23 protein-coding genes and 1 tRNA gene are annotated in these 24,663 nt (G+C 36.4%); 3 read left to right on the top strand and 21 right to left on the bottom strand.

The window, feature by feature from the left end:
* Window positions 1-19 precede the first annotated feature (19 nt).
* The 10 genes from HMPREF9180_RS05440 to HMPREF9180_RS05395 form a co-directional block, all read right to left on the bottom strand.
* A complete protein-coding gene (locus tag HMPREF9180_RS05440) occupies window positions 20-3,361 on the bottom strand; it encodes a pneumococcal-type histidine triad protein (protein ID WP_006145489.1) in 3,342 nt (1,113 codons plus the stop codon).
* 7 nt (window positions 3,362-3,368) lie between these two features.
* The gene (locus HMPREF9180_RS05435) at window positions 3,369-4,295 is read right to left on the bottom strand and encodes a metal ABC transporter solute-binding protein, Zn/Mn family (protein WP_006145488.1); all 927 of its coding nucleotides are present in this window, start codon (window positions 4,293-4,295) and stop codon (window positions 3,369-3,371) included.
* Between the two features lie 159 nt (window positions 4,296-4,454).
* The gene (locus HMPREF9180_RS05430; RefSeq protein ID WP_025168667.1) at window positions 4,455-5,366 is read right to left on the bottom strand and encodes a bifunctional riboflavin kinase/FAD synthetase; all 912 of its coding nucleotides are present in this window, start codon (window positions 5,364-5,366) and stop codon (window positions 4,455-4,457) included.
* 55 nt (window positions 5,367-5,421) lie between these two features.
* Window positions 5,422-6,405 carry a dihydroorotate dehydrogenase gene (locus tag HMPREF9180_RS05425; RefSeq protein ID WP_006145486.1) on the bottom strand — a complete coding sequence of 328 codons (984 nt, stop codon included), beginning with the start codon at window positions 6,403-6,405 and terminating at the stop codon, window positions 5,422-5,424.
* On the bottom strand, window positions 6,368-7,168 hold the full coding sequence (locus HMPREF9180_RS05420) for a dihydroorotate dehydrogenase electron transfer subunit (protein ID WP_006145485.1): 801 nt from the start codon (window positions 7,166-7,168) through the stop codon (window positions 6,368-6,370). Before HMPREF9180_RS05420 ends, HMPREF9180_RS05425 begins: the two co-directional genes overlap by 38 nt.
* 247 nt (window positions 7,169-7,415) lie before the next feature.
* Entirely contained in the window at window positions 7,416-8,108 is a 693-nt protein-coding gene (locus tag HMPREF9180_RS05415; RefSeq protein ID WP_006145484.1) for a sugar phosphate nucleotidyltransferase, read from the bottom strand.
* Between the two features lie 12 nt (window positions 8,109-8,120).
* Window positions 8,121-8,999, bottom strand: coding sequence for a DMT family transporter (locus HMPREF9180_RS05410; RefSeq protein WP_006145483.1), 879 nt, complete (start codon window positions 8,997-8,999; stop codon window positions 8,121-8,123).
* Entirely contained in the window at window positions 8,989-9,858 is an 870-nt protein-coding gene (locus HMPREF9180_RS05405; protein ID WP_025168665.1) for a phosphotransferase family protein, read from the bottom strand. The genes HMPREF9180_RS05410 and HMPREF9180_RS05405 overlap by 11 nt, the downstream gene beginning before the upstream one ends.
* 12 nt (window positions 9,859-9,870) lie before the next feature.
* Window positions 9,871-10,893, bottom strand: a complete 1,023-nt coding sequence (locus tag HMPREF9180_RS05400; protein ID WP_006145481.1) for a ribitol-5-phosphate dehydrogenase — start codon at window positions 10,891-10,893, stop codon at window positions 9,871-9,873.
* Window positions 10,894-10,896: 3 nt separating this feature from the next.
* Window positions 10,897-11,604, bottom strand: coding sequence for an IspD/TarI family cytidylyltransferase (locus HMPREF9180_RS05395; protein WP_006145480.1), 708 nt, complete (start codon window positions 11,602-11,604; stop codon window positions 10,897-10,899).
* 307 nt (window positions 11,605-11,911) lie between these two features.
* Between HMPREF9180_RS05395 and HMPREF9180_RS05390 the strand changes: the two genes are divergently transcribed.
* On the top strand, window positions 11,912-12,211 hold the full coding sequence (locus tag HMPREF9180_RS05390; protein ID WP_006145479.1) for a YbaB/EbfC family nucleoid-associated protein: 300 nt from the start codon (window positions 11,912-11,914) through the stop codon (window positions 12,209-12,211).
* A gap of 40 nt (window positions 12,212-12,251) precedes the next feature.
* On the opposite strand, the gene HMPREF9180_RS05385 is transcribed toward HMPREF9180_RS05390, so the two are convergent.
* The 9 genes from HMPREF9180_RS05385 to HMPREF9180_RS05340 form a co-directional block, all read right to left on the bottom strand.
* Window positions 12,252-14,015, bottom strand: coding sequence for a glycerophosphoryl diester phosphodiesterase membrane domain-containing protein (locus tag HMPREF9180_RS05385; RefSeq protein WP_006145478.1), 1,764 nt, complete (start codon window positions 14,013-14,015; stop codon window positions 12,252-12,254).
* An 8-nt stretch (window positions 14,016-14,023) separates the two neighbouring features.
* A complete protein-coding gene (locus tag HMPREF9180_RS05380) occupies window positions 14,024-14,614 on the bottom strand; it encodes a 3'-5' exonuclease (RefSeq protein ID WP_006145477.1) in 591 nt (196 codons plus the stop codon).
* Between the two features lie 69 nt (window positions 14,615-14,683).
* Window positions 14,684-15,175 carry a DUF536 domain-containing protein gene (locus HMPREF9180_RS05375; RefSeq protein ID WP_004252719.1) on the bottom strand — a complete coding sequence of 164 codons (492 nt, stop codon included), beginning with the start codon at window positions 15,173-15,175 and terminating at the stop codon, window positions 14,684-14,686.
* Between the two features lie 194 nt (window positions 15,176-15,369).
* Entirely contained in the window at window positions 15,370-16,248 is an 879-nt protein-coding gene (gene truB / locus HMPREF9180_RS05370) for a tRNA pseudouridine(55) synthase TruB (protein ID WP_006145474.1), read from the bottom strand.
* 10 nt (window positions 16,249-16,258) lie between these two features.
* The gene (locus HMPREF9180_RS05365; protein ID WP_006145473.1) at window positions 16,259-17,533 is read right to left on the bottom strand and encodes a DUF2130 domain-containing protein; all 1,275 of its coding nucleotides are present in this window, start codon (window positions 17,531-17,533) and stop codon (window positions 16,259-16,261) included.
* Window positions 17,534-17,613: 80 nt separating this feature from the next.
* Complete coding sequence (locus tag HMPREF9180_RS05360; protein WP_006145472.1) at window positions 17,614-18,411, bottom strand: formate/nitrite transporter family protein; 798 nt, start codon at window positions 18,409-18,411, stop codon at window positions 17,614-17,616.
* 300 nt (window positions 18,412-18,711) lie between these two features.
* Complete coding sequence (locus HMPREF9180_RS05355; protein ID WP_025168664.1) at window positions 18,712-20,229, bottom strand: ATP-binding cassette domain-containing protein; 1,518 nt, start codon at window positions 20,227-20,229, stop codon at window positions 18,712-18,714.
* A gap of 384 nt (window positions 20,230-20,613) precedes the next feature.
* Complete coding sequence (locus tag HMPREF9180_RS05345) at window positions 20,614-21,273, bottom strand: hypothetical protein (RefSeq protein ID WP_006145469.1); 660 nt, start codon at window positions 21,271-21,273, stop codon at window positions 20,614-20,616.
* 25 nt (window positions 21,274-21,298) lie between these two features.
* Window positions 21,299-21,715, bottom strand: a complete 417-nt coding sequence (locus HMPREF9180_RS05340) for a hypothetical protein (RefSeq protein ID WP_006145468.1) — start codon at window positions 21,713-21,715, stop codon at window positions 21,299-21,301.
* A gap of 240 nt (window positions 21,716-21,955) precedes the next feature.
* Between HMPREF9180_RS05340 and mscL the strand changes: the two genes are divergently transcribed.
* Window positions 21,956-22,333 carry a large conductance mechanosensitive channel protein MscL gene (mscL, locus tag HMPREF9180_RS05335; protein ID WP_006145467.1) on the top strand — a complete coding sequence of 126 codons (378 nt, stop codon included), beginning with the start codon at window positions 21,956-21,958 and terminating at the stop codon, window positions 22,331-22,333.
* 105 nt (window positions 22,334-22,438) lie between these two features.
* Window positions 22,439-22,510: transfer RNA gene (locus tag HMPREF9180_RS05330), tRNA-Arg, on the top strand.
* Between the two features lie 50 nt (window positions 22,511-22,560).
* On the opposite strand, the gene HMPREF9180_RS05325 is transcribed toward HMPREF9180_RS05330, so the two are convergent.
* Both HMPREF9180_RS05325 and HMPREF9180_RS05320 read right to left on the bottom strand, forming a co-directional pair.
* Window positions 22,561-23,721: an MFS transporter gene (locus tag HMPREF9180_RS05325; protein WP_006145466.1), complete on the bottom strand. Its 1,161-nt coding sequence runs from the start codon at window positions 23,719-23,721 to the stop codon at window positions 22,561-22,563.
* A gap of 78 nt (window positions 23,722-23,799) precedes the next feature.
* Window positions 23,800-24,663 carry an XRE/MutR family transcriptional regulator gene (locus HMPREF9180_RS05320; protein ID WP_006145465.1) on the bottom strand — a complete coding sequence of 288 codons (864 nt, stop codon included), beginning with the start codon at window positions 24,661-24,663 and terminating at the stop codon, window positions 23,800-23,802.

The raw sequence follows: 24,663 nt of genomic DNA, 5'->3' as shown, positions 1-24,663 counted from the left end.
TTAGCTACCTCGTCTTTTTTTATTCTGCGACTTTTTCTGTTGATTCAGGATTCAGTTCAGTTGTTGTTTCAGAAGTATTTTCTGTTGTTGTCTGTACTGAGCTAGCTTCTACTTGCTCATCAGTACTTGCTTGACCTGGTGTTTCTTGTTTTGCTTCAACAGGTGTTTCTTGACTTGGCGTTACTTTAGATCTAAGCTCTTGATTTAACAAGACTATTTCTTGGGCAACTGCTAGAAGAGCCTGCTTATCCTTACTTGCTGCTGCTAGTTTATCAAACAGAGCATCTACTTTTTCAAAGTCAGCATCTGAACCATTATTCATCTCCAAATAGCTATGGAGAGCAATGACTCCGTTATAGAGTTTTTGGTAAAGAACTAAAACCTCTGGGTCTTGTTTCGAATTATCACGTTCATTTTGGATTGTTAGTGAAATACGTTTCAAAAGATCTTGGACCTGTGTATTTAATTCATCAAGGTCTGCGTCTTCTTTCTCCAAAGCAGCCTTCAGATTTTTCACTTCGTCAGAGAGTGAAGCTTTAACCCCTTCCTCATTGACTTGATTCACTAATTCTTCAGCTTTTGTTAGTAACTCTTCTACTTGCCCTTTTAAGACATGATTACTTTGTTCCTCAGGTTTAATATCATCATACAAACCTTTCAAGAACTCATAGACTGCAGTTTTAGCACTATGGCCATCCACTTTTTCTGTATCTAAGATTGTTTCAGAAGCCTTGCTTGCAACCGGCTCATTTTTCAGTGCTTCTTCTACTTCCAGTTTTGTTTGGTAGATTTCCGGGAAGAGTTTGTTCAAGTCAGTCGCCTTAAGGAAGGATTGTGATTGATAAAGTGTCCAAGTTAAGTTCGCAACTTTATTTCTAAGAGTGTCATTTAAGTGATTATCAGATAAATGTTGATAGAAATACTTAATGTACTCGACTGTTGTAACTCCAGTACGGTCATTAAAATCTTGCAAAGCTTGTAACTTAGCTTCAACTGCATCTAAACCTGCTTCATCTTGGGCAAGTTTATTTTCTTGAAGCTGAGTCAATAAATCCTTCTTAGGAAGTCCATAAGCATCTGTGTCTAAGGTATTAATCTTATCTACTAAAGCTTGATATTTCTTGTCTAAAGGACTGATTTCTGTTGGTTTGACACTTGAGTCAATGTGAATATACTGCTTATCAAACAAATCCAAAGCTGCCAAATAACCTGCAGTAGAGTTGGTTGATAGCTTCTTCATATTCTCAGAAAATTGCCCCAAAGCAAGTTCAATCTGTCTTTGTAAAATTGGTTTATCTTTATAGACTTCACGACTCTCTGCCAAAAGTTGATCAATCTTATACTGGACTGCTTTTTCATCAAAGGCACCAGGTTGGTAAGTTGACTGTAATGCAGGAATTTTGTTTTTCAAAGCGACTTCATAACCTTTAGTTTGAACCTTGATGTAGTGGTTGTGATCACCATGAGGGATAACAAAGCTACCATTTTCAACCTGCAAGCTATAAGGAGAAACACCATCACGTAGAGCCGTTGTATAGAGTTCGTTTAGGAAATCAAGCTCTGCATCTCCAGTTTGAAGCGGAATACGAACGTGTTCCTTACGAACAGCGTAAGGGTGAATGTGAGTTGGATCATAAGCTTGGTCTGGATTACCAAATACAAAGAATCCATTTGAAATTCTGATAGCCTCAAGAGGAACGCCATATGTTTTAGAAATATAAGCTATTTTTTCTTCATCGCTGGCATCTCGAGAGAAACTTTCAACCGTCTTGGCAAGAGGTTTAACAGGTTCTGTCTGCTGATGGCCATGAAGATGGTCTTGTGCAGCCTTAATCTGCTCTGCTGATAAATCTTTCTTAAAGAAATAATGGGCATGGTCTCCATGTGAAACTACGAAACCTTGCTCATCTTCACTTATCACTCGGTCAGCATCGAATCCGTGATCGTGGTCTTCACCATGGTGGTGATCATGCCCGTCTTCATCATGGTGATCATCTGATGGATTAGGTTTAACTTCGGTTTTACCTTTCAAGTGTTCCTGAGCTTCTTTAATCTGTTGGGCCGTCAAATCTTTCTTGTAAAAATAATGATTGTGGTCTCCATGTGAAACTACAAAACCTTGCTCATCTTCACTTATCACTCGATCTGCTGCAAAGCCATGATCGTGTTCTTCCTCATGATGGTTTCCATGGTTATCATGATGGTGTTCTTCTGGTTTATGACTGCTATGATTATCTGGGATAGTTTCTGAATGTTTATTGCCGTACAAGTGATCTTGTGCGGCCTTAATTTGATCAGGTGATAAATCTTTTTTAAAGAAGTAATGATTGTGATCGCCATGGCTCATAACAAAACCTTCTGAATCTTCACTTATAATTCTATTTGCATCAAAACCATGATCGTGTTCCTCTTCTTCATGGTGAACATGTGGTAACGGATTATTTGGTGTAGAATTAGAAGGACTTTCTAAGCTTGGAGTGTTAGATTGTGCTTGATGATTGTTAAGAGATGATTTAGGGATATAGTGATAGTGGTCCCCATGTCGTACGATATAAGCATCGCCAGTATCTCTGACAATATCATTAGGGTTAAAGACATAACCATCATCTGCTGCAGAAACACCATTATTCGGTGTCAGTGACAAGGGTTGACTGAGAGCTGAACTATTGCCAGATAAATAAGCCTTTGCGGCAGCTAATTCACCCGCTGACAGATCACTCTTAGGAATATAATGGAAGTGACCTCCGTGGGGAACGATATAAGCATCTCCTGTATCCTCGATGATATCAGAAGCGTTAAAGACATAACCGTCATCAGTTGTATAACGTCCTTGAGCTCTAGCTGCCACAACTTCCTTAGAATCATTTTTTTGGTCAGATGTATGCTCTTGTTTTTGTTTTTCAATTTGTTCTTTGGTACGAATATTTTCAGCTTGGCTAGCATTTTTTAGGTATACATAATATTTTCCATCAACTTTGATGATGTAACCACCTTTAATTTCGTTAATGATGTGTTCATCGCGCAATTGATAACTTGGATCTTTCATGACTAGTTCTTCACTAAAAATCGCATCGAAAGGAACTTTACCATTATAGTAATGGAAATGATCTCCGTGAGAAGTCACATATCCCTGATCAGTAATTTTCACAACAATTTGTTCGGCCTCAATGCCTTCCTTTTTGCTAACTTGATCAGGAGTCAAATTTTCGTTCTTTTTAGACTCATTCTTTTTCCCATCAACATAAGATACACGATTATCTTCCTTCTTCTCTGCTTCTTGGTGCTGATTTAAAACATAAGCACAAACACTAAGCGCAATAACTACTGCTGATCCAGCTAAGTATTTCTTTGTTTTATTCATAATTTCCTCATTTCAATTCTTCTGCTAGTATTGCAATATCCTCTTCTAAATTATCTAAATAAGACTTATCATTTTGTGGGTCTGCCTCTAAAGGATTGAGAGTTTTAAGACTCACACCTGTTGACTTGATAAGCGTTTCAGCTACTTTAGACGAAGCATTGCTCTCTGTAAAAATAGTTTTAACTTTATAGGTCTTAACAAATTCTTGGATTTCAGTCAGTTGTTTTGGGCTTGGTTCTTGATCAGGAGAAATACCAGCAATACCAAGTTGATTCAAGTCAAATCTCTTTGCTAAATAAGAAAAAGCAGTGTGTTGTGTCACAAACGTTCTTTGCTCCACTTTATCGAAGATAGGTTTATATTTATTTGTTAACTCATGAGCTTGATCAATAAACTTCTTCGCATTCGACTGATATATTTCTTTATTCTCACTATCTAATTCCGATAATTTATCAGCAATAATTTGTGCTTCTTCAGCTACCTTTTCAGGGTCTAACCAAGTATGGGGATCATAAAGACTTTTCTCATCCACACCTTTTCCTACTTCTATATCTTCTAAGCCAGATACTCTATCCAAGGTCATACCCTCAGATGCTTCTAGAACCTTAACCTTGGACTTTTGTAGACTTGGATCTAAACTTCCTGCCCATGACTCTAGTGTATGAGAATGATAGACAAAAACATTGGCATCATAGATGGCTGCAATATCATTTGCAGAAGGTTCAAAGGAATGGATACCAGAACTAGACTGAATCATCCGAACATCATTTAGGTCACCAGAAATTTCTTTGACCATAGCATAAATAGGATAAAAGCTGGTTACTATTTTCATTCCCTTAGCTTCCTTACTATCTTGACTGGTCTTTTGTCCGCAAGCACCTAATACTAGAACAAACAAACCAATCATAAACCAAAGGATGTTTCTATTTTTCATCACAACTCCTTAACCGATACTTAACCATTTAATTAACTAGTAAACATTCTATCGTTTAAAATTTAGGATGTCAAGTTAAAAATGTATTTTCCCTTAAATTTTTTACTTATTACCTACCTAAATAAAACAAAAAGTTCGAACTCACATCCGAACTTTTGATTATTTTTGTGCAACTTTTTTATCTTCTTCAAGCTGTTTTACCAGTTTTTCAACACTGTCAAATTTCACCATATCTCGGATACGATCTAACCAATAGACAGTAACAGTTTCACCATAAATGTCTTCATCAAAATCAAAAATATTCACTTCAAAACGTTCTTCTTCTCCATCAAAGGTTACGTTCTTACCGACACTGGCCATCCCGCGATAGAGTTTTCTCTTAATTTCGATATCAACAGTATAGACACCATCTGCTGGCATATAGGTCCTATCCAAAAGTACTAGATTGGCAGTTGGATATCCAATTGTTCGACCGCGAGCATTTCCATGCACGACAATTCCTCTTGTTGGAAGTGGGCTTCCAAGTAATTGACCTGCTTCTTTGACATCACCTTCTAGGATTGCCTGACGAATACGAGTAGAGCTGATCTTTCCTTTTTCATCTTCTACAGGTGGTACTACAACCACTTCTCCATCGAAAATTTCTTTTAGATCTTCAGCTGATTTTCTATCAGTACCAAGACTATAATCAAATCCTACTACAATGGTGTCTGCTTTCACTTCTTTAACAAAAGTATCTACAAACTCTTGTGCCGTCATATTTGCTACACGACTTGAGAAATCCATCAAGTAGAGATTTTCAACTCCAGCTCTTTTAAACTTACGTTCCCGTTCGTCTGGATTTAGAATATGTAGTAAATTTTCTGGAGAATAGGGTTTTAATGTTAACTTTGGAGATTCATGAAAAGTGATTAAAGCAACACTTAGTCTTTTCTCTTCAGCAATTTTTCCTGCAATACTAAATAATTTTTGATGACCTAGATGAATACCGTCAAAATATCCTAAAACAAGGACAGTTGGTTCTGGAGTTGCAATGTCTTTTTCTGTTTTAATAGGTATTGTTACAATCATAGTCATATTATACCAAAAATAAGAAGGCATTCAAAATAATACGGATTTAAAAAGATTATAAACTGCTTTTAACTTCTTTTCTCAATTGTTCCAGAGTTTCCATATTATATTTGTCCATGACTTTTGGTAAATTTTCAATAATATCGGGGCAAGCGTAAGGATTGGTAAAGTTTGCTGTACCGACTCCAATAGCAGACGCTCCAGCTAAGTACATTTCAATTACTGCTTCTGCTGAATCAACTCCTCCCATACCGATAATAGGAAGATTGGTTGATTGAGCTACTTGACGAATCAATTTGAGAGCTACTGGAAAGACTGCTGGTCCAGACATGCCTCCTGTTCCATTTGCGAGGATTGGTTTTCTTGTCTTGAGATCAAAACGCATACCAACAAGAGTATTGATCATGGTAAGACCGCTAGCTCCGGCATCTTCTGCTGCCTTTGCTATGGTTACAATATCAGTCACACTTGGAGTTAGTTTCACGTAAACTGGAACATCTGACGCTTCTACAGCTGCTTTAACCACATCAAAAGCCAAATCTGGGTCTTGCCCGATTAAAAGACCGTGATTTCCATGATCGACATTAGGACAAGAGATATTGAGCTCGATGGCTTTTACGTTATTTGCCTTTGAAATTCCATGAGAAACGCTTGCATACTCCTGTTTTGAAAATCCAGCAACATTGGCGATAATAGGGAGATTTGGATATTCTCTTTCAAGCCAAGGTAACTTTTCAGAAAGAACGACCTCTAAACCAGGATTTTGTAGACCAATAGCGTTGAGCATACCTGCAGGGGTTTCTGCCACTCTTGGAGTAGGATTCCCAAAACGTGGCTCAAGCGTAGTAGCCTTTATCATGATGGAACCTAAGAGGTCTAAATCATAGTATTTAGCATACTCTTGACCAAAACCAAAACAGCCTGAAGCAGGAATGATAGGGTTCTTTAATTCTAGGCCTGGTAGAGAAACTTGTAATCGATTTGTAGTCATGATACTCTCCTTATAAAACAACTGTTCCTGTTTTAAATACAGGCCCATCTTCACAGACACGTTGACTAACTGTTTCACTATCTGGCACTTTAAGCACACAAGCATAACAAGCTCCCATACCACAAGCCATACGCGATTCTAAAGATAGATAAGCTCTGGGATGTTCGTAAAAGGTTTGATTGATGTATTTCATCATACCAGGTGCTCCACAAGAGTAAATAGCGTCAAATTCACTATCTAATTCGTTAATCACAACTGAGACATTTCCCCTGATTCCATAAGAGCCATCATCGGTCGTCACAAAGACTTGACTATATTTGGATAATTCGGCCTCCAAAATGACAGCATCTTTAGTAGCAAATCCTAGAACAGTTGTAACTTCTACACTACGCTCATTTAGTTGTTTAGCTACTTCAAGTAAGGGCGGAACTCCGATCCCCCCGCCAACTAGGAGAACACGACTACATTGGTCTAAATCTGATAAATCAAATCCATTTCCTTGAGGTCCCATGACATCCAGGCTATCACCTGCTTTTAAGGTTGAAAAGATTGCTGTACCAGAACCTTCGATACGATAAATCAGATGGCATTGTTTCTTAGATTTATCTATGGATGAGATTGAAATTGGACGACGCAAGAGGTGGGCATCATCAGGTACACGTAAATGAAGAAATTGTCCAGCTCTCATAGCTTCCACCATTTCTCCTTCTAGTACTAGCTTATAGATTGCTGGTGCAATCTCTTCTTGGGCAACAACTTTCATAGTTTCTAATCGAATAGAACCCATGCGTTTTTTACAATTTGGATTCATACCTTTTCCTCCTTAAAGTTTAAGGGGTTCAGAAAAAGAAAAACCTTGCAATCGCAAGGTTTCAGTTAAGATACTTACAGAAAAGAATCAAATAAACTGTGTTTACTCGAAGTTTGTGTAATCTATTTTCTATCTGACACCTTGTGAGCCTCTCTGGACTTCCCTTAAAGGTTAAATTTTCACTAGTATACTGTAACCAACATAAAAAGTCAAGTAAAAATAGGTACGGTGTCTGACGAATTTTAGTTTACTTCTTTTGCGATGAGAGAATTTCCTCTAATTTATTGTAATCTTTGACGCTATCAATTTCGTAGATGCTATTTTCTTCCAACTCTTCTACATAAACATCAAGTTCTTTAATATTATCTTTAACCATGTTATCCCAATAGAGATCAACAAATTCACCGCTTGCAAAGGCTTTGTCAATAAAATCAACAATCTTCTCAGCAGTTGGGGCATCCCAAAACGACACTCCACTTAAAATACGTCCATTCTTGCTATCAACGATGATATCTTGTACTTTATAGTCATCACCGTAAACCAAGAACCATTCATTGTCACAGTCCTCACGGTAAACGCTGAAGTAAGTAGAACGCTTGATATCATTGCGGAACATATTCTTGAAAAGATAGTTATCCGCATCGATGACGTAGCTGTTTGCCAACTCTTCTTTTACTAGGTAAAGTGAATAGAAGTTATTGTAATCAGCATACTTATCATTGAAGATCAAGCGAACACCGTACTTCTCTTTAAGGTAGTCGAACTGTTCTTTCAAATAACCTACGACGATGATAATGTCATCAATTCCTCGTTCTTTTAAATATTCAATTTGATATTCAACCAAAGGTTTTTGATTGACTTTAACTAAGGCTTTGGGAGTATTTTCTGTCATAGGACGTAAACGAGTTCCCAAACCTGCTGCTAAGATGATCGCTTTCACGCGTTTTCTCCTTTATTCTTTAATGATAATATAAACACCAGCCATTACAACAAATGAAGTTATAATGGTCAAGACAGTCAGAGGTGTCCCCAAGAACATCGCTGCAAACAGGACAGTCCAAACTACATAACTGACATTTAAACCAGTTGCTTTTGCTGGTTGCAATCGATTGATAGCCATATAGTAGGCAAGATAAGAAATCATATTAAATGCTGCAAAGACAATTAATAGACCAAACAATTGGCCATTTGCCACTTCTGCTAATGAGTGATGCGTGAAAAGCACAATAACAAGATAAGACAAGAAGGATGTAACTTGACGAATCAAGAGAGCTTCAATTTCGCTGAGGTCACTTTCCATAGCAAAGGAGCTCAGAACACTTTCACTTCCCCAAGCAAAAGCACAAATCAAGGCGCAAAGAATTCCGATATAGAAGGAATTGACTTGTTCAACCTTGTAAGTCTGAGCAATAATCCCTGCAATGATTAATAAGATTCCAAATACTGTATTCTTAGAAACCTTATGCTTTAAGAAAAAGAAAGCAAGAATGACAGATACTGCAGGATAAATAGCTGAAACAGACGAAGCTAAGGAACTACCTATATATTTGACCGCGTAGAGATTGGCCTGCATACCAATCGGACCAGCTAGTAAAGCTCCAATGATAACACTGACATTTCGAATGTTCAAAAAGATTGAAAAACGTACTTTACCTTCTTTAAATAGAAGATATCCTAGCAAGATAAAAATACTCAGAAAATCGTGCGCTGCTGCTACTACAAAGGGCGATAAATCCGTGAATATTGAAAAGATATAAGCACTAATAGTTAATCCTAATCCCCAGAACACACCTGATAGTAGCCCAAAAGAAACTCCATTTTTAGTTTTCATTTAAATCTCCTTCAGACTCTAATTCTTTTACTGCTCTATTGTAACGAGAGATTCCGTAATCTCCGAAATCTGCACCATTTTCTTCTTTGTAAATAGTCCAAAGACTCCAAATGATATCTTGCAAGATTTTGTAAATACGAATTTTCTCCCTTGAAACTGGAGTCTTGTCACTCTCGTAATGACTTAAAAAGTCTTCTTCTTCTGCACTTGTAAATTCAGATTCTAGGAAGAGGGCTGCCAAATCCCACATAGGATCATTCATAGATGAATATTCCCAATCAATGAGATAAAGGTGGCCATTTGGTCCTTCTATAAAGTTTTCTGGAACCAAATCAATGTGACACGATTTCTTATCCATTCCAATTTCTTCAAGTTGATCTTTAAGAGAAAATACAGATTTTCTGACATCTTCATAGTTCAGATAGGAAATTTCCCCTTGAATCAATGATTCATATTTTTTAATTTCCTCAAAAGGAGCAAACTCTCCTTTTAATTCTTTACCCGAAGCATGAATCGTTTGTAAAATCGGAGCTATCTTTTTAAATTTAGTTTTAATGGTAGTTGAATCAAGTGTCTCTGCATTTTCAATATATTGATTGACCTTGATACCTGCATCAATATCGAAAAGATAATTTTCTACATCTAATTTTAAATCTTTCAACAATTCAAGATTGAACTTTTCATTCTGACGGTCGATTAATTTATCTGTACCTTTTCCGAAAAACTTAACAATATACTGATTTGAAGATGTTTTGACCAAGTAGTTTTGATTGGTCATCCCCCCCAATTGCTCAACACTTAGAATATCTTCATCAGTTGATAGTAAAGAGGTAAGTTTTTCCTTAATGATTTTTTCCACAATCATCCTCCATTAGACTTCCCATTTAAATACAGTCTTAAAAGCAGTATTTAAGTCAGTTGCAAAAACTCGGTGAATATCTTTAATTTCTCTGACTGGTTCTTCTAGATAAATGATATTCTTCAAACGATTGGCAAATTTTTTAATTTCCATCATTTGGATAGCATTTTCAAAGTCAATTCTTCCTGAACGTGAAGAGCCGACTAGTAACAAGCCTTTTTCCAATGAATCCCGAGTGTTGATGTTGACCTTATACTCACTAACACCCATCATCAAAATGGTCCCTTGTGGTTTGATGTAACGGATCAAGTCATTAATAGCAGGTCCGCATCCATCACCACCACAGCATTCGAAACCATGGTCAAAACTTAAATCTTCAGGAATACTATCAGTAATGTAAAGCTCTTTAGCAAACGAGAAAAGTTCTAATTTCTCCCAATGACGACCGATAACAATAATCTCAGCTTCAGGCAAGGTATAATTAATAATATTAGCCATAACAAATGCTAAACTACCATCACCAATGACAGCTATTCTCTGTCTTCTGCTATGAGAAACTGTCAAAAAACGATTCATGGCATGCATACCAACACTGACAAATTCAGTGATAGCAGCTACCGTATCTTCGATGTCATCATAAGCTACTACACGATCTTTTGGAAGAGAAACAAACTCACGCATGAATCCATCATAACCACTTGACAAGAAGTAGGTACCTGCCATGTAGTTTTCATAGAACTCCTCGTCACTTTGCATAGGTGGTTGATTTGGAATCATAACAACCTTCTGACCAACCTTATAGGTACCTGTTGGATCAGAAATAACAGTTCCACAAGACTCATGAATCATAGCCATTGGAAGCTTTTTAGATAATATTTTGGGATCACGCTTTCCTTGGTAATAGCGTTGATCCGCATGACAAACCGCCATATAATTTGGTCGAATGAGGATATGATTCTCTTGGTCAATCTCTTCTTCCTGATATTTGATATTGATAAACTTTGGTTTTGCCAATTGATAAATTTGATTAATCATGTTTTAGTCTTTCTCAATCATGCTTTTAGCAATCTTCAAGTCTGTAACTGTAGTAATTTTAAGATTTGAATATTCACCCTTAGCCAAGGCTACATCTTTCCCCTTAATGACAAAGATCTTACATGCATCTGTCAAAATTTCTTTTTCTTCAGCTGATAAAGAACCATATAAATCTATAAAGTCTTTACAACGGAAAGTTTGTGGAGTCTGTCCTTGATAGAGATGAGCACGGTTTGGAATATCTGTGATGAATTGACCATTTGTGCTCTCTACAATGGTATCGACTGCTTCAACAACTGTATCAACAGCATCGTGACTTTGTGCTAGAGCAATATTATCTTGTATCATGCGAAGTGTGATAAAAGGACGAACAGAATCATGTGTGACTACGATATCTTCTTCTGTCAGTGGACGGTATGCATCTATAGCTTCAATAATTTTTTCAATACTAGAATTACGGTCTGCACCACCTTTTGTGATGATGATACGATCTTTATGAAGTGGAAGAAATTTTTCGACTAAATCTTCTGCATGTGTCACCCAGTCTCCATGAACTCCTACAACTATTTTTTCAAAACTTGGTTCCAAGACAAACTTTTCAATTGTATGGATTAAGATTGGGCGATCTCCCAACTCAAGAAATTGTTTGGGTAAGTTACTAATTCCCATGCGTGTGCCGGTTCCACCTGCTAAAATTCCAGCGTAAATCATAATGATTCTCCTTTGGTTTGTACTAAAAACTCATTCTTTTTTATTATATCATAATCTGGTACTATCTTGAAATAAATACTAGTTCCATCCCGCTAGAATCTGGCGTCGCGAAACATCTGTGATTAGAGAACTTGACTCAGAAGTCTTACTTATCTATGTTTCTGTAAATATTGAGTTCTTCAGGATAGTATAGAAACCTTAAATAAATCTTAAATAGAAATTTGCTAAAGAAAATTAACATAGACTTTTCTAGTTAAAATTGTTAAAATAATAGGGAAAATAAAAGAAAAGGAAGCTAACTACCGCCATGATGAATATGCAAAACATGATGCGTCAAGCTCAAAAACTTCAAAAACAAATGGAGCAAAGCCAAGCTGAACTTGCTGCTACTGAATTTGTTGGAACTTCTGCTCAAAATCTTGTAACTGCAACTTTGACAGGGGACAAGAAAGTCGTAAAAATTGATTTTGATCCTGCAGTCGTAGATCCTGAAGATATCGAGACCCTATCTGATATGACGGTTCAAGCCCTCAATGCTGCTCTTGAGCAAATTGATGAAACAACCAAGAAAAAACTTGGCGCTTTTGCAGGAAAATTACCTTTTTAAACTCGTATAAAAAGAGGCTGATTCACAGCCTCTTTTTTGATTAGAAAGTGAAGAATTCAGTTGCTTTCTTTAACAGCAAGTCTGTATACTCAGGATCCTCCTGAGCTTTTTCGAGTTCACCTTTAATTTTTTCCAAATTATCAGTTATCATCCCATTTACACCCAAACGAAAAGACTTATCGAAAGACTCCGAACCATTAATCGTCCATACATAGAGTTTTTGATCGGTATTCCAAAGTTTGGTTACAAAATATTCATCCAATGTAGAGTACTCCATAGTATAACCCGTTGCATTTGTTCTTGGAAAAACCGAATTGTAAGGTAGAATGAAATAAACTGGGATCTCCTTATCATACTGGGTTACTTTTTCAATAACATGGTAATCCAAAGATTGCATCTGATGACCATAGATTTTAATCTTTGCACCATATTTTTCTAGAAAATGATCCATCATTTGTGGGCTGTCTTTGTGGCTGGTCTTAATTTCAATGAGTAGTTTCTGATGCAGTTCATTTGCACGATTCAGATAATCATCAAAACTTGAGATCTTCGTTTCATAACCATGCTCATGAATGTCGATCTGCTTTAATTCTTCTAATGTTAAATCGTGTGGTGTTTTATTGATGCCTGCTAACCCTTTAAGATTAGCATCATGCATCATGACAAATTGACCATCCTTTGTTTCCTGTATATCCATCTCGACTAAATCTGGTTTTAACTGAGCAGTCTTTTCTAGGGATTGGATGGTATTTTGCACACCATTACCATTGGATACACCACGATGGGAAATCACAAGTGGAGGATTGATTACAGGAGCTTCTAAATAATTATATCCTTCAATCGCAAAGAAGGTACTTGCACAGACCATCACACCCCATCTCATGATATGATCTTTCTCCCGTCTTGGCATAATATCCAGTTCTTCTCCTGTTAAAAAAGAGGTAAATTTCACAAGAAAATAGGTCAGCGCCATGTAGTTAAGGTTCTTGATGAAAACGAAGTTTAAAACCGCAAGAATTAGAGACTCCCTATGGGTAAGACCATCTACTAAATATTGAGTTAATAGTAATGGTATGAGTGGTAAATAGAAGAATAAATTGGTTTTTACTATAATTAAGAATAAATGCCAGGCATAAAACCAAAAGAAATTTTTGGTTTTATCCAAACTATAGATAACCGCTTCCTTCACGGTCATCTTATCATAAAAGATTTTTGGTAAAGTAAATACCAATCGAACAGAAATATAGAAGAATAAGAGTGATAAAGTAATAATTGCTACCCACCACATCCAGTACTTACCTTCTAAGTATAGTTGAATAAACTCTGGAATTACTATTTTATTGAAATAATAAATCTTAAATATCTTTCTAATAAATGGAAATAGCATAGCTACAAAAAGAAAGATAAACAAGGCCTTAGAAATAGTCAACTTTTTCATAAAAGCAAGACTTTCACGAAAGACTTTTCGACTATATTCTAGAAGGGTTCTTTTTTCATGATAAAGAAGGTGACGAGCTCCTATAAAGAGAATACTGAGTTGAAAATAGGCGACCAGCAGATTAATAGCAATTAAAATTACGAAACCAAGACTGACTATTGGCGCATGTTTTATAATCGCAAAAATATTGTTGTAGGAAATAAACAAATATCCAGTCTGACTTAGTAAAAATCCAGCTATCACTGAGTTTAATGGCAGCCAAATATAATCAACCAGCATAAAGATTAGAAAGAATAGAAAAAGGATCTTATCAAGATTTAGGTAAATCTTCTTTATTCCCAATTTTTTTGGTTTTTCAGGTTTCATAAAATCTCCTAATCAAAAAGCTGTGATAGATCTAAAGCACCAAATGGGTTAGAATTGAGACTACTCTGAGAATTGAGTAATAGTCTACTCTCATCTGATTCTAAGAAAGCTTCATAAACTTGGGCGGTCATACGGGCATCTTCTAAACTATTATGAGACTGCCCTTTAAATCCCAGAAAACTAGCTACAGTTTGTAATTTAAGATTAGCAATTCCATGTAGATCAGAACTGCGTCTCTCCAGTGCCTCATTATAGAGATCGACTAAATATTGTTCTCGATAGTCCAATCCATATTCTTGTAAAATCGGCAAATCACTCTTTGCTGCATTGTAGCCAACAAGTGGCAAATTTCCAATAAACTCTTGAAATTTTTGAAGTACTTCTTCTACCTTTGGTGCATCCTTGAGAGTCTCTGAAGTAATACCGGTCAAACCATTGATAAAACTCTTCAAAGGTACATCAGTGTATACATAAGAGTCAAACGCTCCTACTTCTTCACCGTCTTTAAAATGAACGGCTGATACTTGAATCAAATGAGTCTTTTCCTGGTGTTTGTTGAATTCTAAGTCAAAGGAGATATAATCTCTTACTGTTTCCATCTTATCATTCCTTATTGATTTGTAAAAAGAAACCACCTGGTCTAATCATAGAAACCAAGCAGTTTTTTCTTATTTGCCAAATAAGCGAGCAAAGAAGCCTTTCTTCGATGCTTGTACTTCTTGCTTAGCTTGATCCAACTCCAACTGAAGTGTTTCTTGATCCTTCATTGCCTGAAGAGTCAACTGTTGTTGTTGATCCAATTGCTTATCTTTTTCAGCGATTTGGCGGTCTTTGACTCGCATCTGTTCATCTTTTTCAGCCAGTTGTTTATCTTTAGCTTTTAATTGCTCATAAAGACGGATGATTTCAGCATTCTTTTCATCAACAAGAATCTCCATGAGTTCTCGTTGCTTAACTTCATCACTAACCGGTTCATCTTCAAAGATAGTCTTTTTGTAGATTTCTTCAAGTTTGATCAATCCACTGCGAGTAACAACAGTAACACCTTTGTCGTTTTTTGTAATATCTTCTTCAGGTAATTCTTTGACACGATTATTGATTGCTTGTCGGGACAGCCCCAAGACCTCAGCAATCTCACTGACAGTCATTTCAATACTCATAATATCCTCTATTTTTCTCTAGCTTTTCTTAAATTAAATCTTATCATAAGTAAGCAAAACTGTCAAATAACACTGTATTTTCAATGGTTTTTTAAAACATAAAATGTAAAAACTATTTATCGGCTAATATTTTAAAAAGATGAGAACATCTCATCTTTAGACTAGTAGATAAAAATCGTTTATTCAGTATAATTTTAAGAGAAAACCTTTCTTGGTTTGTAGAGATGATCACGTTTCTCCATAATAGCAAGTAGCTTTTCTCCTTCGAAAGCGGCAACTTCTTTCTCGCTACACTCTAACTCAATAAAACGACCATAATGGACTTCGTCTGCCTGTTCCGGAGTAAGATAAACTTTAGCTAAATCTCCTGTACCAATCTCAAGCGGATGGAGAAAGTCTAATTCACCAGCCTCTACTTTTTCTGCAATTTCTTCTAAGGTCAAGGAATATTCTAACTGTAAACCAGCTGCACTAGTCCGTGTAAGATGAGACATGTGAGCTGCATAACCAAGCTTCTCTCCCAAGTCAACCGATAAGGTACGGATATAGGTTCCCTTGCTACATTTTACTCGGAAGGTAAAACGCGCAAGTTCCTCATCATAGGAAATGGGACTGGTTCTTTCAAAACTATAAATGGTCACCTGACGTTCTGGACGCTCGACTTCCTGACCAGCACGCGCATACTCATAGAGCTTGCGACCATTGACCTTAACAGCGGAATACATGGGTGGAACTTGCGTAATCGTACCTGTCAAATCAGCAATAGCATCATCAACAGACTTCTCGTCCAATAGAGCTAAAACAGGTGTTTCAGAAACGACATCTCCACTGGCATCTTCGGTTGTTGTAGAATATCCCAAAGTGATTTCACCCTCATAGACCTTGCCCTCATCCTGCATAAACTCGACCATACGTGTTGCCTTACCAACCGCAATAGGCAAAACACCCACCACATCTGGGTCTAAGGTCCCACCATGACCGATTTTTTTAGTCCCTAAAATCTTACGCAATTTAAAAACCGCATCATGCGAGGTCATCCCTGCTTCTTTCTTTAAGTTGATAATACCGTTCATGTGTTGCTTTCTAATTTCCTTTCAATGCTTCAAACTTAGCCTTCATGGTCGGATTTTTACGAGTCAATTTTTTAACAGAAACATCATCCAACTTATTATTGGCGAGGCGGAGTTGGTTTTCTGATGTGGTCAAGAATTTCTTGACCTCTTCCATGCGTTTGATGGCCTTGTCGATTTCGTCAATAGCCTTACCGAAGTTTACAGAAGCTGAATTGTAGTTTTTAGCAAAGGCTACCTTGAAAGCTTCCAAATCTTCCTCGAAATGGGTAATATCAATGTTTTGTTCTCGGATAAGTGCCAACTCCTGCTTGTATTTTAGGGAATTAAGGGCAGCATTTCGTAAGAGACCAATTAACTGGATAAAGAACTGAGGACGGACAACATACATCTTTTCATACTCATGACTAACATCCACAATTCCAGTGTTAAAGTAGTCATTATCGGCTTCTAACATCGATACTAATACAGCATACTCACAGTTCTTCTCACGGCGGTCCTTGTCCAACTCCTTGTAAAAATCAGCATTCTTATGTTTCTTCTCAGTCCCGTCAGCTTCATTTTTCATCTCAAACATGATGGAGATGAATTCTAGTCCATTTTCATCAAAATCACGGAATATAAAATCGCCCTTAGAACCACGTGCTGAAACCTTGTTATCCTTTTCAAAATAAGCATTTGGGAAGGCAAAACTACGAACCTTGTTAAACTCGCTCTCTGCATACTGCTCCAAACTTTCTCCAATTGCCTTTGTTGATTGTTGGGCTTTGAAATTCTTGTAGAACTCAACTTGCTCATTTGCTGCCTTAAGTTGGGCTTCATAATTTTGCTTAACTGAAGTCAGAGAAAGCTCGTTTTCTTTTTCTTGTAAAAGGAGCTGATTTTTGACCTGATCGCGTTCTTTTTCAAGATCAGAAAGAGTTTTTTGTAGTTGATTTTCATGCTCTAAGCGCAAGGTAGCCAATTGATTCTCAAGAGCTTGAACCTCTTTTTCTTTTTCTAACAGACTTTGGCTAGCACTTTGCTCTACTTCCTTCTTAGCCAATTCTTTTTCAGTATCGAAATTTTGGATTTGACTTTGTAGCTGGGTAATCTCTTGGTCTTTTTGAGCGAGTTTTGCCTGTTGTTCATTCAAGGCCTTTTGCTCCACCAATGTCAACTCTTGCTTCATTCTCTCGTGCAATTCCTTGTCAAACTCTACAGTACGAACTTGAGAAATCAGTTCTGCATATTGACTTTCATTGACTGTAAAAACTTCCCCACAATTTGGACATTTAATTTCGTTCATAATTTTCCTCTATATCATACTATTCTACATTCATTATAGCATGGATAAACAAAAAGAAAAAGTTGGAATCAATCCAACTTTTAATCCACATATGTATCTTCGTCTTTGTTTAAGAAGGCGTACGGCAATCCCATGAGTAGACCACCACCGATAAAGTTACCGATGAAGGTTACACCCCAGTGACGAAGAATATTTCCAATACCGAAGTTTGCGATTGAATCAGCAGCAACACTGAATTTCACAATAGCAAATGATGCAAAGTTTGCGGCGATGTGCTCATTTGTTAAGAATACAAACATGTAAATGGCTGATAGAACCAACCAAAGTTTGGCACCACCATCTTTAACTAAAACAAATGAAAGAATCGCGATGTTTACAAAGACATTAGCCAAAATTGCTTCAAGCAAAACTAGTTCATTTGAACGGCCCAACTTCATCTCCACGACTCCAGAAATAAAGCTATCGTGTGTTAGATTAGCGAAAGCGGCTGAATGAGCAAATCCCCAGCCACCAATAAGAGCTCCGATTAAGTTAAAGAAAGTACAATATAGAAGAATTTCAGCTGTTTTTCTCCAGCTAATTTTTTTCAAAAAACTACCAGCTGTTAAAAACATCATGTTTGATGTAACCAACTCAGCATTCAGGAACACGATATAAGCTAGCCCCCAAGCGAAAACAAATGGGAAAAGGAAGCGTCCACTACCTGGTGCAATCTTATTAATCAAGTCAGCTCCAACTGCACCAGCCGCTGTACTGAACGTAAAGAAAGCACCCGCAAACATTGAACGGATAGCATACTTGAATTTGCTATTTGAATAAAGACTTTCTTTCTTTTTACAAGCAAATTCAATTTTTGAGATAAATTCTGATGAAACCATAAAAACTCCTAAAACTTTTATTTGTGAATATTATAACATAAAACTACATTTATGGGAAGCGTTTTCTTGAATCGGTGAGCACTATTTATTTATTTCTAATAATCCTAGCAACACCTTAATATCAGGGGATTCCAAGTTTTGATATTATCATCACCTAGAACTTTCAAATTTCTATCTAAAATATTTAACCTATTTTCTAGTTTTTTTCACAATACATCGTTCACACAAATACGTGGTAATCTTTTAAATTAAAAAAGAGAATCACTTTGATTCCCTTCTAAAAAAACTTCAGTAAAAGTATTATTTGTCTTTCAAAACAAGGAGTTCACAATTTTTGATTTCCCATACTTGGTCAAAGTCTTTTAGAGCTTCATGCTGTCGGTGTAAAGTCACAATAACTGCACACGGCAAGTCTAGGACTTTTTTTAATTCCAACTCAAATTGACTAGCATCTAAGGCGGAAAAGGGTTCATCCATAATCAGCAATGGACTCTTACGATTTTTCTCACGATTTAGGTACATGAGTTGTTGCTGACCTCCTGAGAGAGACTGGGGAGCTATTTTTTCCAACTCCTCATCTTGAAACTCCGCCTCAAAAGTATTAAATAGGGTCACATTATTTTCATAGCTTGAAATAAAGGTATGCTCCTGCTGTAAAATCATACCAAATTTCCCCCAAAGCTGATTTAAGGAAAGAGAGTCAAGTAAAATTTCTCCCTGAAAATCTTCGTCTGTTCCATTTAAAATATTCAGAAGACTACTTTTACCAGAACCATTATCACCAATAAGTGCAATCTTATCTCCCTTATGAATTGTGGCAGAGGAAACAGTCAAGTTTGATTCTCCCAGTTGCTTAGAGATCTGTTTCAAAGTAAGCGTACCAAAAGAATGCTGGGGATCCTGAAGAGAGGAGGGACGTTCAATCATCAATCGAAAACTTTTGACAACTGGTTTTACAGATTCTAGCATTTGCAAATCGTAAAGAATTTCTTGAATTGGTTCTGAAAAAGCGTTAATATAGCCAAAGCTTGCCACTACCTCAGGAATACCAATCTGCTGGTGATATAAAGAATAAGCTAGATAGGTAAAGAGAACAGCACTGATAAACTCAAAGGAAACTCCCGTCAGCAAGATACCCTTGATTTTAGTTAAACCATAGCTAAGATACTTGTCTTGTAAATCCTTAAGAGAACTTCTTTGTTGCTCAATAAAATGAGGAAGCGTCAGCTTGTTAACCAAATGGTGACCTCTAAACAAATCTTCCAATGTTCGATAGTAATCACCTTGCTTTTCTAAATAGACTGTCCGACGTCTTGCAGTCATCTGTCCAACTATTTTAGGAATTTGAATACTAATAACTGTAGAAATAAGTAAAATAAGCGCAACAACAAGATTGATAGTCTTACTAATAATAAAAGTGTAAATCAAAATTCGCAGAATTTGCTTAAAAAAACTCATCAATGGTGGGAGGTAATCCTTTTCTAGAGAATCTAAGTCATTGGACTGATAGGAAATATACTCCGCCACCGTTTTCTTTTTGAAATCATGATGCGCAAGCCCTAATAGCGACTGAAACCAGTCATTTTTCAGGTTTGTAGAAAAAAGGATTGCCTGTTTCCAGTCTAATTTCATCTGGATATAGTTACAAATAAGGTAACCCATAACCGATAAGCAGTAACCAGAGAGAGCCAATCGATAATTTCCTCTAATTAATTCCTGCGTAAAATATGGAAGTAAGGCGGTACAAACATTGGATATTCCAGCAAAAAGGAAATTAAAAAAAAGATACCAACGAAGCGGTTTAAGATATCGTATCATGAATAGACTCCTTACTAGTGTCACTTTTTCTAATAGAAAGTCGAAAGCAATCATCATAGAACATACAAATTCTTGTTACTATTTTAATTTAGCATAAAACTTTTTTAAAATCTTTTGATATAAGAAATATTAATTTGCTAAAACACAAGGTCATATTCAAGATCAAATCTTTCAAGAGGTAATCGTTGTTCTTTCCCCTTCAGACAAGCATTATCAGTTATTAAGATTTCTTTTTCATTGATAATTTGGTTGACTACTATCGGCTCCAAATCTTTACCTATTTTTCCATCATTACTTGAGAAAACTTTGATTATAAATATCTTTAAAATTACAATCAGAAGTAAATTTCTAATCAAGATACTTAAAATAGACACAATCCTTTAATTAAATAGAACCTCTTTCATCAATGTTTCCGGTACGAGTATAGTTCATAATTTCTTCTCGAGTCATTCCCACAAGTTCTAAAACCCACAAACCAATGATATCTGACAAAACTGAATCGCAGACATATTCATTCTCACCATGACCATATTTACAAGTGAATAGAGGGGTTCTTATCGCTGATTGATAAAAATTGAACGCTAACTCATGCAGTTTTTCTGGCTGAAATTCGAGTCCCAACTCTTGTGCAATGCCCGCTCTTACTTTATCCCAGTCTTCTCCTTTTGACCGATAGTTATCACGAACTTTTTTGATAAAGCCTTGACAGAATTTTACCAACAAATCCTTGTTTTGGTAGAGCAAACGACAAGAAAAATCAGAGATAGAACCAGCATGAATTAAGAAAGTAAGCAGGTCATCAAGGCTTTCTGCTACCCGACCAACTTGACCTTCACTCCCTATAAAGCCGACACTCTTATCCTCAAGAATTACAAATTCTCCCCCACTACCGTCCTGGGCAAATGCCTGACAAGCTAAAGAATATTCCTCATTACTGTCAGAAAACTGCACCTCTCTGATGTGATCATAAAAGTAAATATCACACTCTGCCAATAGCAAGTTTCTTAAATGATTATTGTCTTTGATTGCTTCTAGTTTTTCCATTTTCACCTATCCTTAGACTAAAGTCCTACCAATTGATGATAACTTTAATATGATACTTTTTCGTCTCCTTTTTCAAACTCTTAACAAGTAAATCATTTTGTTTAGATTTGCCAAAGAAAAATGCTAGAGATTTTCCTCTCTTTTGTTCGATACACAAAAAATATCTAGCTCCATTCAATTTAACACTCGGAATAAATTTGACCTCAATCCTTTTAATATCATTGAGAGGTATAATACGCTTTCTAAAAACATAAGCATTATGGATATAGAATCTTCCCTTAGCAATATGAAACGGGGCAAAAAAGTTTCCACCACTTTGACTCACAATGACATAACGACGCCATAGAATCAGTAAAAGAAGGAAGGAAATAAAGTAAATAGCAAAAGTCAAAACCGAGCTTTTCATCATCGATTTTAGCCCAATCAAAAAATAATCTATCATAATTAAATAACCTTATAAAACCAGCTTCTTTAATTATTATACCACTATTATAAACGTATTTGTCAAGGCAGTTCATCGTTTCAAAAATACCGAACTGATAAACACCGTAGCTGATAGCATTCATAAAAAATGAATATGCTAACTACCGTAAAAATTTGTTTTAATCATTAAACAATTCTCTTGCTTAACCTAAGAATTTACGATATAATATATTTCGTAAAATTTTGAAAGGAAAAGATTATGTTAAAGGATCTTAAAGAATTTTTGCTCCGCGGTAACGTCGTTGACCTTGCTGTCGGTGTGATCATCGCCACTGCTTTTGGTGCTATCGTAACTTCATTCGTTAACGATATCATCACTCCACTTTTATTGAACCCAGCTTTGAAGGCTGCGCACGTTGAACGTATCGCTGAACTTTCATGGAATGGTGTAGCTTACGGAAGCTTCTTGAGCGCTATCATCAACTTTGTAGTTGTTGGTACTGTTCTATTCTTTGTTGTTAAAGGAATCGAAAAAGCTCAAAACCTTCGTAAGAAAGAAGAAGCCGAAGAAGCTCCAGCTGGTCCAACTGAATTGGAAGTTCTTCAAGAAATCAAAGCACTTCTTGAAAAAAACTAAGATTGTAAAAGGGTTTAGAAAATATCTAAATCCTTTTTTTACTTTTATTTAGTCCTATATTAGTCTTGAGCAAAACTCCTATTTTTGGTATAATGATGAGAGTTTCCACCCTTAGTGTAATGGATATCACGTAAGATTCCGGTTCTTGAGATGGGGGTTCGATTCCCTCAGGGTGGATAATTTTAAACAAAAAAACAGCGACTTCGCTGTTTTTTTCTGTGTTACCCTTATCTTTTAATATAGAGCATGGATATCAATGAAAGTAGAACTACTCCAAGTCCGATGATTAAAAAGGAAGCTAATTGAACGCTTGGAAGAAACGTCATTAAGCCTTTTGCAACCGGCATAAATACGATAGCTAATGTATATATCGTACTGAGAACCCTACCTAGAAATTCTCCGTCAACCTTGGTCTGTACCTGCGTGAAGAAGTGAATATTAAAAATTGTCATGAAAAGTTCACAAACTAGGTTTCCTGAAAAAGTTAGAAAATTAGGCAGTGGCAAGCCCATCACGAAAACTCCTACTCCTGTTAAAATCAGTAAGAATAAAAGTGTATTCATACTCGATTTAAATTTATTGGCTATGAGTGCTCCGATGATTGAGCCAATTGCACCCATGGTTAAGATAGTCGCATAAGCTCCTTCTACTCCATAGAGTTTATTTGAAAAAGGAAGCAAAAATTCAAAAGCTGCAAAGAAGAAATTCACACTAGAAGCTACTAACAGAAGAAAGAAAATTTCTTTTTGATGCCAGATATAGTGTAGACCATCTTTGATATCCACAAATATATCTTTCCCAGTGAAACTCTTCTGCTCTTGAACCTTTAGTTCTTCTTTTGGAAGTAAAGCCACTAGAGCAAAAGCAATGAAAAAAGTCAAAGCGTCTAGTAAGAGCGTCATATGAAGACTTGCAAATTGTAAAACCAGAAAAGAAAGCACAGGAGAACTCACACTGACAACCTGCAAGACCAACTCCAAACGAGAATTGTAGAGGACTAGTTCGTCCTTTTCTACCACTTCTGTGATAATGGCCTTATTTGCAGGTCTAGAAAAGGCAAAAGCAATAGCCTGCACAATGTTAGCAAAAATTAAAGCTCCAATCATCCAGCTATCATTTCTGATAAAAGAAATGCCCATACAGAGAATCCCACAAACTAAATCAGTCGCCATTAAAATCTTACGACGAGAAAAACGGTCCGAAATTACCCCACCAAAGGGATTGACTAGAATGGATGTGACGAGCTCAGAAATCTGATAAATCCCAAGAACTGTCTGTCCAATAGTCCCCATTGAGGCCAACCAGACGCTATTCCCATAATCATAGAGCATATTTCCTATCTTGTTAATGGCTCCACGACTAATCAATTGTGTTGCATATCGATTCATACAAAAACTCCTCTCAAATTTTGAAATTATTGTATCAAAACTGAAAGAAGTTTCTTTATTTTTCCCTTATTTGGGAAATTAATCTTTTACAAACTTATCATAGTGTTCTTGATAGTAAGCTACTTGCTCCGGAAGACCTAGTAAGTCAAAAATATGCATGGCTTCCTGCATCTGGCTACAGCCTTCTTTACACTGTCCTTTTTGGTACAAATCAAAACCTTTGAGGTAATGTAAAATATTTCGCTCATACAGATTAATATTTTTACCAATAATTTTCTCTGTACAAGACTCAAAATAGCTAGCATTTTCAAAAGAACGGTGTTCTAAACAATGCTGGTAACAATTCAGCGCCAGAATCAAGACCAGCTTTCGGTGGCGACCAATCTCCTTGTAGAAATCTTCACGCTCCATCACTTCTCTACCTAGCCGAGTGACATAATCGACATCATAAAAGCTATAGAGATTTCCAAAGAGAATTAACTCATACATAGTCCACTCTTCTGTTTGAAAAAGATAATCCGCTACCTTATTAAGATCGCTTTGTTTCATAGTGTAACTAGCATCTCTTTGACAAATCAGACCTTGTAACAAGATCCAGTTTAGCTCAAAATAGAGGGGATTGGTCGAACACTTCGCTTTTTCAAGCTGTTCTTCTTGAATCTTTTGAAAACCTGCAATATCGTTTGAGTAGTAAAGAGGAATAATCTTCCCCATCATAGCAATATGTTCATGATTGTGAAAATTTCTAGCCTTATCTATAAAATTCTCAACCGTCACGTGAATATTATCTAATATTTCAAAGAAACGAGATGTAGCCAGATCCGACTCCCCCAATTCAAAGCGAGACAATTGGGAAGTAGAGCAAGCATCTCCTGCCGCTTCTTTTAGAGAATAATTTTTACTGATTCGAAATTCACGAAAGACTTTTCCAAGATTTTCCAT

It is taken from the genome of Streptococcus peroris ATCC 700780 (assembly GCF_000187585.1).
Lineage (GTDB): Bacteria > Bacillota > Bacilli > Lactobacillales > Streptococcaceae > Streptococcus > Streptococcus peroris.
The sequence above is the reverse complement of the archived record's forward strand: the minus strand, read 5'-3'. Positions and strand labels throughout refer to the sequence as shown.

Excerpts from the sequence above, each read along its gene's own strand:
- HMPREF9180_RS05385 (WP_006145478.1), bottom strand. The coding sequence starts at position 14,015 with ATGAAACCTGAAAAACCAAAAAAATTGGGAATAAAGAAGATTTACCTA.
- HMPREF9180_RS05375 (WP_004252719.1), bottom strand. The coding sequence starts at position 15,175 with ATGAGTATTGAAATGACTGTCAGTGAGATTGCTGAGGTCTTGGGGCTG.
- HMPREF9180_RS05340 (WP_006145468.1), bottom strand. The coding sequence starts at position 21,715 with ATGATAGATTATTTTTTGATTGGGCTAAAATCGATGATGAAAAGCTCG.
- HMPREF9180_RS05410 (WP_006145483.1), bottom strand. The coding sequence starts at position 8,999 with ATGAAAACTAAAAATGGAGTTTCTTTTGGGCTACTATCAGGTGTGTTC.
- HMPREF9180_RS05325 (WP_006145466.1), bottom strand. The coding sequence starts at position 23,721 with ATGAATCGATATGCAACACAATTGATTAGTCGTGGAGCCATTAACAAG.
- HMPREF9180_RS05390 (WP_006145479.1), top strand. The coding sequence starts at position 11,912 with ATGATGAATATGCAAAACATGATGCGTCAAGCTCAAAAACTTCAAAAA.
- HMPREF9180_RS05440 (WP_006145489.1), bottom strand. The coding sequence starts at position 3,361 with ATGAATAAAACAAAGAAATACTTAGCTGGATCAGCAGTAGTTATTGCG.
- HMPREF9180_RS05380 (WP_006145477.1), bottom strand. The coding sequence starts at position 14,614 with ATGGAAACAGTAAGAGATTATATCTCCTTTGACTTAGAATTCAACAAA.
- HMPREF9180_RS05345 (WP_006145469.1), bottom strand. The coding sequence starts at position 21,273 with ATGGAAAAACTAGAAGCAATCAAAGACAATAATCATTTAAGAAACTTG.
- HMPREF9180_RS05365 (WP_006145473.1), bottom strand. The coding sequence starts at position 17,533 with ATGAACGAAATTAAATGTCCAAATTGTGGGGAAGTTTTTACAGTCAAT.
- HMPREF9180_RS05425 (WP_006145486.1), bottom strand. The coding sequence starts at position 6,405 with ATGGGCCTGTATTTAAAACAGGAACAGTTGTTTTATAAGGAGAGTATC.
- HMPREF9180_RS05435 (WP_006145488.1), bottom strand. The coding sequence starts at position 4,295 with ATGAAAAATAGAAACATCCTTTGGTTTATGATTGGTTTGTTTGTTCTA.
- HMPREF9180_RS05400 (WP_006145481.1), bottom strand. The coding sequence starts at position 10,893 with ATGATTAATCAAATTTATCAATTGGCAAAACCAAAGTTTATCAATATC.
- HMPREF9180_RS05395 (WP_006145480.1), bottom strand. The coding sequence starts at position 11,604 with ATGATTTACGCTGGAATTTTAGCAGGTGGAACCGGCACACGCATGGGA.
- HMPREF9180_RS05360 (WP_006145472.1), bottom strand. The coding sequence starts at position 18,411 with ATGGTTTCATCAGAATTTATCTCAAAAATTGAATTTGCTTGTAAAAAG.
- truB (WP_006145474.1), bottom strand. The coding sequence starts at position 16,248 with ATGAACGGTATTATCAACTTAAAGAAAGAAGCAGGGATGACCTCGCAT.
- HMPREF9180_RS05355 (WP_025168664.1), bottom strand. The coding sequence starts at position 20,229 with ATGATACGATATCTTAAACCGCTTCGTTGGTATCTTTTTTTTAATTTC.
- mscL (WP_006145467.1), top strand. The coding sequence starts at position 21,956 with ATGTTAAAGGATCTTAAAGAATTTTTGCTCCGCGGTAACGTCGTTGAC.
- HMPREF9180_RS05320 (WP_006145465.1), bottom strand. The coding sequence starts at position 24,663 with ATGGAAAATCTTGGAAAAGTCTTTCGTGAATTTCGAATCAGTAAAAAT.
- HMPREF9180_RS05420 (WP_006145485.1), bottom strand. The coding sequence starts at position 7,168 with ATGAATCCAAATTGTAAAAAACGCATGGGTTCTATTCGATTAGAAACT.
- HMPREF9180_RS05430 (WP_025168667.1), bottom strand. The coding sequence starts at position 5,366 with ATGATTGTAACAATACCTATTAAAACAGAAAAAGACATTGCAACTCCA.